This is a genomic window from Polyangiaceae bacterium (genome assembly GCA_015075635.1).
Classification (GTDB): Bacteria; Myxococcota_A; Polyangia; order Polyangiales; family Polyangiaceae; genus JADJKB01.
Genome location: JABTUA010000002.1, coordinates 2,424,260 through 2,433,467 on the forward strand (window position 1 = coordinate 2,424,260; position 9,208 = coordinate 2,433,467).

Genomic DNA, 9,208 nt, shown 5'->3' on the forward strand with positions numbered 1-9,208 from the left:
ACGCCGGTAACGCGCGCGGAGCGTGACAGCGTCGGACCAAGCAAACACGGCTCGAGGCGTCATTCGCCTGCCCCCTTCGCTGCGCGGTTTCGGAAGTGCTTGTCTAGTAATCTGAGCTCTTCGCTCTCTCTATGGATCATTACCTGCCGAAGTCCGGCCGTCTCGTCGAATACCAAAGCTCCAGCCGTCGTCGCGCGCAGCCGCTCGAGCCTCATGAGGAGTGCCTCTTCTGTCAGGCAGAACACTCGACCCGGAGAACCAGGTGCGAACGCAATGGCGTCGAGCGGAACGGTATTCGCGCGCTCCTCATTCCTTCTCAAGAACGCCGCCAGCGCCTCGGCAAAGACGTGGTCCGGAAGAGACGGATGTTCGCCTCGCAGCAGCAAGTAGTTCCCGCGCGCTCCAAATTCCCGCACCAGCCCCAGCTCGACGAGCGGGCAGTCCAAGGTTTCTTCGAGTGGCACCGTCCGAGTCGGCCGCGCTGGCACGTATGTGCGAACAAAACAGTCGATATCTCGCTTGAGGGAGGCCTCAGACACTCGCGCAGTTCGAACCTGCTGAGCCAGTCCCATCAGCCAGCCCAGCAGCTGCGATCGACTGAACTCGGGCTGCGGGAGGTGATTGAACACCCAATACCAGGTGGTCGCACGGTCGGGTGAGCTGGCCAATTGCCAATGCAGCCACCATAGCGACGCGGGGTCTTCCAGATATGGATCCCAGCCGTCCACACCGAGCAGACGCTCCCCGAGCTCTGTCACCCTGAGCTGTCGGCCACGGTTGTTTGGCACGTCTGGATCTTCCTCGACGATGCCGCACGACAACGCCCAGTGGCGCATCGACCGAACCATGTTCTTCCCGACGCCGAACTGGACCATCGCGTCGTCCGAGCCAAACACTGAAGGGTCACTAAACACCCCATCGTAAGCTTTGCTCAGCCACGTGTACCGGAACGGGAAGGTTTCGTGGCCGGCGAATGAGGTCTGCTCGGGGGCAGTCATCTACTGCCTCCCTCGGCCATTCGAATCTTCCGGTTTCGCGCGTTCTGCCTGTCGGGCCACGAACGCCTCGAGATCGGTTCGCCGGCACCGCACTGACCGGCCCACCCGAAACGATGGCAGGCTCCCGTCCTTCACCAGTCCGTAAACCGTCTTGGGCGTCACGCGAAGGTACTCGGCCACTTCTTGCACGGTGAATACCTGTCCAGAATTGGTTCCACTGGGTTCCACGAGGAGGCACCCTATTCCACGGGTCCGGGCTGGGTAAAGCCGAAACTGCTCCCCATCTGTCTAGTGCTCATCCGCCCAGATCGGTAGGTGCCCGGGGTATCAGGCTGTGACCGGAAATGTCCCATCCCGCGCCCTTGAGAATCTCGCCCCACTCGAGCCGCGTCCCGATGTTCGGCTGGGACAGCAGCCCGGCAGCCTCTTCCGCGTCGGAGAGAGCGCGGAATCGTTCGTAGTGCGGGTAGCTGGTGGTCACGAACGCCTCCTTGCGATGCAGCACCGGCGGGTTCGCGTAGTGGCTGTATTCGCGGATGCCGTACGACGCCTTGGGCAAGTAGACGCGAATGCTTCGTTGCAGCGCCGGATGCGCGACATTGTCAAAGTCCTCGTAAGTGAGGAACGACACCGTGCGGCCGTCGAGCCCGATTTTAGCGATGTTCCACTCCACCGAACCGACCACGCTACTCGCCGCGAAGATCACCAATCGCAAGAGCGCCGGTAGATCGTCCTCGATTGATTGATGAATGTAGAGGTCGCCGGGAAGTAGCTTGCCTAGCCCACAGGACCGGCAAGTCTCTTTGACCAGGTCGGGCTGACCCAGGCGAAACAGGAACTCCATCGCGTCCTGAACGGCCGCCGCGTAGTTCGGCCAGATCGCCTTGATGTCTTGCCGAATAGTTGAAGGCAGCACGTTGAAGGGCAACGGGCGGATCCCCTGCAATCGCAGCATTGCGAAGTAGGTGATGATGTCGTCTCGCCGCTGCTCGCGCGAGCCTTTGAACGCTTCGGCATTGATGTGGCGGAGCGTGAGGCGCTCTATCCGTTGTGGCGAACCGAAGGCATCGGCTAGCTTTCCGAAGTCTTTGAACTCTTCAGGAAGTGGAACCCGACCGAGCCGATTCGCCAGCCGGACAAACTTCCGCGCCACCGGACTCTTCTTGAATTCCTCGATGAGGTCGGTCCGGTACTCGAGTCGGCGAGTGAAGGCGCGACTGGCAATGAAGTCCGCCTCAGCGTCCTGGCTCGGGAAGACGTAGACCGTGCCGAGCCCTCCAACGTAGGGGCGAACACCGAGGACGTCCTGAACGAACTCCTTGAACTCGGTCTGGGTGTAGAGCTTCTGGAACGTCTCCCGACCCGTCAGGTATCCATCCCCGAACTCGACGAAGTTCTCGGGAACGCTGTCCACGCGCACGGACACCACGAGGACCTTCCGAGCAATCGCGAATGCTCGCTTCAGCGCCTCTCTGCGTTCGGCGGGGTTCTCGATGACGTTCAGGACGTAGCCGAGGTTGACCACATCGGCCGGCGCGACTCTGGCCGCTGGTCGGTGCTCCGGGTCCCAGCCGTCCACACCCGCGCACTTCCCGCTCAGGAACTTCAGGTCCCCACCGCGTCCGCAGCCGTAGTCGAAGAAGGTCGTCTCTTTGGTGATGAGCCCATCCGCGAGCGCGACCGAAACCGGCCGCGATGCCCGATATCGCTGCATCGCGGTGCGGCCCCTGCGAACGCTCGGCTGTTCGCCCTCTACGCCTTCGGTCTCCGGCTCCAGCATCGCGGTCCTTAGAATACACCGGCTTCCGCGGACCGCATGCCGGATGAGGCTAGACGCGGCCCCTCCGCGCCTGTTTGATCCTGGGCGGCGGAATACCGGGAGGAGCTAACCAAGGTGGAAAAGAACTGGGAAGACGCACTCACTTCTCTGAAGGTCGGCTCGAGCGGCGGCAGACCGGCAGTGCACAAGCCACTACTGGTTCTGATGCTCATTGCGCGGGCCCAGTCAGGAAAGGGGAACACCGTCGCCTACAAGGATGTCGCTGACGACCTTGCGAGCGCGATCCAGCAGTTCGGGGGAGCAAAGAAGGCGAACGCGGCCCTCCCGTTCGTGCACCTCCAGAGCGAGGGATTCTGGAAGGTTCGCGAAGGGGAAGACGAGTACAAGAAGTCCGGCAAGGCCCTCAAGGACGCGGTCGGCGAGGTCGATGCACGGCTATGGAAGGAGCTCGTCAGCAAACCGGAGATGGCAAAGCGCGTGGCAAAGAGGCTTTTGGAGAAGTACCTGCCGTCGGACGTTCGCGGTCAAGTCACGGCCAAGCTTGGGCTGAAGACCTGAACGGCGGTGAGCTGATGAGGTTCGATGAATTCTGCCGGCGCGCCGATAACCTTCGCGTAGATCGCGCGCGCGGACGGGCGAAGCCGTACAAGCCCCTGCTCCTCGCGGCGGTCGTGATGATGATCGCGAAGCGGAAAGTCGCGTCGCCCGAAGTTGCTCTGGACGACGGCCTCAAGAGCGCGTTCGAGCAGCTCCTTCGCGCCATCTATCCCGACTGGCCTTACAAGGTGGACGTCAGACTACCGTTCCGTCACCTCGAACGTGACGGGATCTGGCAGCTGGTCCCGATCCAAGACGCGATCCCAGACTACGTTCAAGCCGTCGCGTCCAAGGCAAGGGCCTACAAGATCCTGCGCAGCGTCGCGTTCGCACGCCTCGACAGAACCGTCTTCGCCGAGCTCGTGAAGTCCCCAACGGCGCGACTCCACCTTCTGACGATTCTCTTCAAGGCCCTTGATCGGGATGCGTTCAAGCGGGCCTTGGGGTTCGTGCTCGAGATGGTCTACGCCGATGAAGGCGCGCCATCAGTGCCCTTGGTTCACCTGGATTGGACCGAGAGGGCGATCGAGGAGTACCTCCAGCGCAACTGGCAGAACACTCCCTTTGCGGAGCTCGGGATTCAGCTCTGCTCTCAGGAGAAAGACGGCATCGCAGGTCGTCAAGTGTTCACTCACGTGAGCCAGATCGACCTACTCGGCGTGGACGCCAAGCGGCGACACTGGTGGGTGTTCGAGCTGAAGAAGGGTCGCCCGCCCGATGCCGTTGTGGGACAGGCGAGCCGGTACGTCGGCTGGATGCAGAACGTCCAACGGAACGGAAAGCAGATGAACGCGAAGGGCGTCGTGCTCGCTGAACGCTGCAGCGAGAAGCTGGAATACGCAGTGCGCGCACACAAGAATCTGTCACTGTGGACGTTTGACTCGGAGTTCAACTTCCAGAGGGTGGAATAGGACTCAAGAGTTGCCCCGTCGGCGGACAAGCACCTCAGAGTACTTCGGCGTCTCAAACTCGTAGCGAGTCGGCGTGAAGTATCGGAGCCATCGGATACAGCGCTGTGTGAGGTCTGTCGCGTTCTCGGGCGCGGAGCGTTCGTCGAGATACTCTCGAACGAGCGTCCTCAACTCCCCGAACCGTCGCGGGACCGCCGCGAATGAGTCGATTCGGAGTAGCAGCGGATGTTGGCGTAGTACAACCGCCACCGCGTCGCGGAATCCGTCCGCGCCCAGCCCACGGGGGAGGTCGAAGTACGCAAGGTCGCGTTCGGCGTCCGCACGAGCTCCGGCCGCAACAGATTCGTGGTCGCCCGCATAGACTGCGCGCAGATTCTCCGGATTCCGCGAATATGGTACCCAGCAGGGGCCCGGATTGCTCGCAGCCAGCAGCTCCGCGGGTGCTCCTTCTTGACTGGGGGCGACGGCGATCATCGCGGCCGCAGCCGCCACCATGTCTCTAGTGTCTCCGTCCGCGAGCACCGCCTGCCGCATCAGTTCAGTCTCGAACGAAGCGAGAACGCCGCGCGCTTCGAAAGGTCGGGTCAGTAGCTCGAAATTTGAGTTTGGCGCCCAGCCTAGCGCCGTCGCTGTCAGGTTCGCCGAGCCGACGAGTACAGTGTCATCGCCGCGGTAGTACTTGGCGTGCAGGTCGTGGCGCAGAAACAAGACGCCAGCCCTCCTGCGGCATAGAAGCTCAAAGACCTCAAGGTCGCTAACCCCAGTGGCGACCTCAACTGGTCGCCATCTTGTTACCACTCTGATCGGTACCGCCGGATCAACCACGGACATCAGTCGCGCGAGTGTCGCTGTCTTGCAGAACGGCGCGGCAAGCAGAACCTCCTTGCGCGCTTCGCTGCAAAGCCGCAGCAGTGCCTCGCCAGGCCTATCCATCGCCGAACTTCGGATCGGCGTCGAGGAGCCTGCGGACCGCCCGCCCCCAATCTGTCCGCGCGTCGGCGGCTTGACTGGAGAGTCGGCCGTCGGGCTGTTCCAGTTCGAAGCGAGCCCACCCCGCGAGGAGTGTGAGAACCGCTGGCGATGCCCATTCCCCAGATGCTTCAAGCCGCCTCACGAACGGATGCTCACTGTTCAGCACAATCGTGACGCGCGCACCGACGTGTCGGACGTCGAACACACTTGGAGTTCGGGTGCTCCCAATGCGGAACGAAAACTCCAGCCCATCTGACAAGCACATGGCCTCCGTGCCGCGCTTCCTGAGATGGGTGCTGCCTGGCGGGGTTTTTTCCAGGGCCGCCTCGAGCCGACGGCGGAGGTCGTTGGCCTTCTCGCCAGTGTCGGGCAGGCCTTTGAGCGCGCGCTGCATGTCCGATATCGCGCCGGTTCGCAGTGCCGATCTCGCGACTTCATACGCCCGCTTTCTGTCCAGCTTGCCAAACATCCTTGACCTCAGCCTGCTCGGGCCGCTCGGCGCTATCCTTTCTGCCTGAGGAATTGTCGGGCTACGCGCCCCCAGTCCTCCCGCGACTCCTGGACCTGAATCCGCCGCTGTCCGTCAGGCTCTTCGTCTTCATATCGAGCCCATGCTGTGAGCAGCAGCTTCAGCCCGTCGAGGGCCTTGGCTTGACGAAGCTGCAACTTCTCCAGGTCGCCCTCATCTTCCGCGTCTTCAAGCACGGCGACCAGGTGATCGTAGGCTGGGTGCGCGGTGTTGAGCGTGATCACGATCGCCCCACCTTTCGGTTTCACGCTGAAGAACGCGCCTGAAGTGCTCTCAGCGTGAGCAAAGACGTACTTCAGTCCATTGTCGATGGTCTGACCTGCAAGATCATGCGCGCGAGCCTCTTCCACTCCTTCGGCGGCCAGCTCTTCCTCGATCTCCTGCTTGCGCTGTTCGCTGGGTGCGTTTTCACCCGCGTCGCTCGTGCCAACGTGCCCGTCCTTCTTGCGCTGCGCTGTCGCCTCCGTGGCCTTTGCCTCTGGCGTAGACTTGTCCGGATGGCGCTTACCCCCCTTCTGGCCGCGGGTTTGGGCCTTCAGCCAATTAAGCAGTGCATGCGAAGCGGAATCGATGGCGTCGCGTACCTGGAGGAGCGGCTCCCGCGGGTCGCCGTCTTCAGCCCACGCGGCCTTTAGTTCCTGGTAGCTGCCAAAGCCGTGCCGCTCGGCGAGTTGCTCTTTGTCCATCCCGGCCATGTCTGCCAAAGTGGTTGCACTCTGCTTGTTGTTCGTCACGCCGAAGACCTCGTCCAGTGCTGGCGGGAAGTCGACTTCAATGCCCATCCACCGTGTGACCGGGTCGTAGCCGGGAAGCCACTTGGTATCGAGCTCGAGTTCGCGATTCGCCCTAACGATGCTCACACCCACGTTCCGCGCAGCATGCTTGCCGTGAGGCCTCTCACCAGGGTTGTGCCCCTCTCGGGCTGCCTTCTTCGCGAAAGAATACCGAATTCGCACCGTCTCAACCTTGCCACGGAACTTTACCTTGATCTCTTGCTCCGGCTTATCCCCCCAGGGTTCAAACATGGGTGTCTTGTCCCACGGCGCCGGGCAAGTGGTCTCCGTCAGCAGGTACATGGGATCGTTGGGTCGAGTGTCGATGTCGATCTCGGGTTTCTCGGCGGCCCGAACGAAGGCGGCCATTCTGATCGTGACCTGCCCAGAGCTGATGAATCTGCGATAAATGCGACCTACAACGTCCTCGGAATTGCGAATCACCGCGCCCGACGTTCGCCATGTGCAACGCGTTGGGCGGGGCCACACCACGAGCGTGCCAGTCTTCCCAAGTCGAGTGCGGGCGCGGGCTACCCACTCAGGTGGTGGGCTGCTGGAACTCGGAACCGGAACCTCGCGCATCCTGCTTGCCGCAATTTCCGCCAGATCAAGAAAGGAATGGACTGCTGAGTCCGGCCCAGCCTGCCAAGTCCAGACGTCCACGCGCTCCCCCTGTGAGAAGGACGAGTTCGGAAGCCCCATGCCAAAGCGGCCGATGCCATCGCGGTCGTTCAGGTGCGCCCCGTTGCCGAACTGAAGGGCTCTTCGCAGTTCGGCGGCACTCATCCCCGTCCCATTGTCGAGCACGGCGATGGCCGCGATACGCGAACGAGTTCGTTCACGCACAAACTCTTCGTCTTCGACGCAAATGAGCTGCACGTCGGTCGCACCGGCCTGGATGGCATTGTCGATCAGCTCGGCCAAAGCATAGGCGGCGTTACGGTAGCCACTGTCCTGCATGGCTTTGATGACCAAATGAGTCGGTACAACATCGAAAGATTCACTCATAGCTGTCCTCCCAGTTGACAAACGCGTCGGCCACTGTCCCGAACCCCGTGAGCTGCGTGTCCACGACCGTCACAGCTTCCGCCTCATAGTTGCCACCTTGTTTCGGTCCCCGGATGGCTCGGCCCACCATCTGGCTGTACAAGACCAACGAGCGTGTCGGCCTTGCAATCAACACCGCACTGGTCATGGGAGCGTCAAAACCGGTGGTCAGAACGCCGAAGTTGCACAACGCGCGGGGGTCAGGCGTATCCGCCTTGAACCACCGGATGGCAGCCTCGCGCTGCCCGACCTCCGTCTCGCCAACGACCGCGCGCGCTGCAAGGTTCTTGCGCGCGTTCAGAACGGAAGCAATCAGGTGAGCATGCTCGACGGTCGTCGCAAAGATAATCAGTCGCCGATGCCGCGTCGCCAGCTCCTCGGCAGACTTCACGATCACGAGGTTGCGTTGTTCGTCCTTAGCCAGGCTTTCGAGCAGCGCTTTGGGAATATCCAAAGCGGCCGCGACTTCCTGCAAATCTCGGGGTGACAAGTCGAGGCCGCCTCGATGTGTCAGTTTCTCCACTTTCAGCCGGGCGAGGTACCCTTCGTCTACGAGGTAGTCGACCGGGTTGCGGTATCCGTCAACCTCGAGCATCACTTTCTTCCGATCAAAGAACTTGGCTAACTCCTTGTCGGCGTCGCGATCGTTCCATGTCCGCCCGGGCGTTGCTGTCAACCCAAGGAGCGCGGTACCAGCATTCCGTGCATGGAGCGTGTCGAGCACGAGTCCGTAAGTTTGGGCAATCGCCTGGTGCGCTTCGTCGATGACCACAAGGCTGGTTGACTCGGAGAGGCGGGCGATAAACTGGAGATCCTGCAGCCCGCGACTGTAGGTCTTTCCCAGCCCTGCGACGAGCACGCCGTCGGCCGCATGACGTAGTTCCGGTTCGTGGCTCCCCCAAAAACGATACAGCGTTACCGGTCGGTTTCCGAGTGCAGCCCACGCTGTGTTGAATTCGGCGGCGGCCTGCTCACAGAGCTCTTCGCTGTATGCGAGCCAGACGACCAGACCCGGCTCGTGCCGAACTAGGTGGTTGGCGATCACGTGCATGGCGGTGCGCGTCTTGCCGGACCCGGTGGGCATGTGAAGCACGACTCTCCGGTTTCCCGTTGAGAGCGCCTCTTCAACTCTATTCACGGCCCGCCGCTGGTGCGCAAACAAGGCGTACGCCGGCACCGACGTCGTGGTCGCATCGACCGTCGGGCGGGCTTCAACTTCGGGCAGCGTCAACCCGAAGAACCCGAGCATGACCAGGAATGCGTTACTGCGCTTGCGAAAACGAGCGGTCCTAAGCGAGCCGAATACATCATCGCCTTGACCCAAGCCGAGAAGTTCGCACAGTTCAACGGCTTCTTCCTCTCGAAGAAGATCCAGGAGCACAGCCCGGCTGCTCGGGTCGCTCAGAAGATCTGTCGGGGGCCGGACATCGACCAACAGTTCGCGCAGCCGAGTTCCGCGGGCGAGCTCCCTGTCGAGAAGCGCGGCCAGCCGAACCGCCGGGGCTCCAATCAACGCCTCCAGCGTCGGCTCATCAGCGCGCGACAGTAAATTGTGGAACGGCACCATCACGAACTCCAGCAGCAGGAACTGGGTCCCGCTC

Annotated in this window: 9 protein-coding genes; 2 read left to right on the plus strand and 7 right to left on the minus strand. The window is 62.0% G+C overall.

Annotated elements, in window-relative coordinates; all coding sequences use genetic code 11:
- Window positions 1-59 precede the first annotated feature (59 nt).
- From HS104_27000 to HS104_27010, 3 genes are all read right to left on the minus strand, one after another.
- On the minus strand, window positions 60-998 hold the full coding sequence (locus HS104_27000; protein MBE7483614.1) for a DUF4007 family protein: 939 nt from the start codon (window positions 996-998) through the stop codon (window positions 60-62).
- Window positions 999-1,226, minus strand: coding sequence for a helix-turn-helix domain-containing protein (locus HS104_27005; protein ID MBE7483615.1), 228 nt, complete (start codon window positions 1,224-1,226; stop codon window positions 999-1,001). It abuts the gene before it with no gap.
- Window positions 1,227-1,293: 67 nt separating this feature from the next.
- Window positions 1,294-2,778: a DNA phosphorothioation-associated putative methyltransferase gene (locus tag HS104_27010; protein ID MBE7483616.1), complete on the minus strand. Its 1,485-nt coding sequence runs from the start codon at window positions 2,776-2,778 to the stop codon at window positions 1,294-1,296.
- 114 nt (window positions 2,779-2,892) lie between these two features.
- On the opposite strand from HS104_27010, the gene HS104_27015 reads away from it, so the two are divergent.
- Window positions 2,893-3,336 carry a hypothetical protein gene (locus HS104_27015; GenBank protein MBE7483617.1) on the plus strand — a complete coding sequence of 148 codons (444 nt, stop codon included), beginning with the start codon at window positions 2,893-2,895 and terminating at the stop codon, window positions 3,334-3,336.
- A 14-nt stretch (window positions 3,337-3,350) separates the two neighbouring features.
- On the plus strand, window positions 3,351-4,286 hold the full coding sequence (locus HS104_27020) for a hypothetical protein (protein ID MBE7483618.1): 936 nt from the start codon (window positions 3,351-3,353) through the stop codon (window positions 4,284-4,286).
- A 3-nt stretch (window positions 4,287-4,289) separates the two neighbouring features.
- Here HS104_27020 and HS104_27025 read toward each other — a convergent pair whose 3' ends face one another.
- From HS104_27025 to HS104_27040, 4 genes are read right to left on the minus strand one after another with little or no spacing between them, the layout of a single operon-like run.
- Window positions 4,290-5,219, minus strand: coding sequence for a hypothetical protein (locus HS104_27025; GenBank protein MBE7483619.1), 930 nt, complete (start codon window positions 5,217-5,219; stop codon window positions 4,290-4,292).
- A complete protein-coding gene (locus HS104_27030) occupies window positions 5,212-5,727 on the minus strand; it encodes a hypothetical protein (protein MBE7483620.1) in 516 nt (171 codons plus the stop codon). Before HS104_27030 ends, HS104_27025 begins: the two co-directional genes overlap by 8 nt.
- 32 nt (window positions 5,728-5,759) lie before the next feature.
- The gene (locus tag HS104_27035; GenBank protein MBE7483621.1) at window positions 5,760-7,568 is read right to left on the minus strand and encodes an ATP-binding protein; all 1,809 of its coding nucleotides are present in this window, start codon (window positions 7,566-7,568) and stop codon (window positions 5,760-5,762) included.
- The gene (locus HS104_27040) at window positions 7,561-9,171 is read right to left on the minus strand and encodes a DEAD/DEAH box helicase family protein (GenBank protein ID MBE7483622.1); all 1,611 of its coding nucleotides are present in this window, start codon (window positions 9,169-9,171) and stop codon (window positions 7,561-7,563) included. The genes HS104_27035 and HS104_27040 overlap by 8 nt, the downstream gene beginning before the upstream one ends.
- Window positions 9,172-9,208: the final 37 nt, after the last annotated feature.

Excerpts from the sequence above, each read along its gene's own strand:
- HS104_27020 (MBE7483618.1), top strand. The coding sequence starts at position 3,351 with ATGAGGTTCGATGAATTCTGCCGGCGCGCCGATAACCTTCGCGTAGAT.
- HS104_27000 (MBE7483614.1), bottom strand. The coding sequence starts at position 998 with ATGACTGCCCCCGAGCAGACCTCATTCGCCGGCCACGAAACCTTCCCG.
- HS104_27030 (MBE7483620.1), bottom strand. The coding sequence starts at position 5,727 with ATGTTTGGCAAGCTGGACAGAAAGCGGGCGTATGAAGTCGCGAGATCG.
- HS104_27025 (MBE7483619.1), bottom strand. The coding sequence starts at position 5,219 with ATGGATAGGCCTGGCGAGGCACTGCTGCGGCTTTGCAGCGAAGCGCGC.
- HS104_27010 (MBE7483616.1), bottom strand. The coding sequence starts at position 2,778 with ATGCTGGAGCCGGAGACCGAAGGCGTAGAGGGCGAACAGCCGAGCGTT.
- HS104_27035 (MBE7483621.1), bottom strand. The coding sequence starts at position 7,568 with ATGAGTGAATCTTTCGATGTTGTACCGACTCATTTGGTCATCAAAGCC.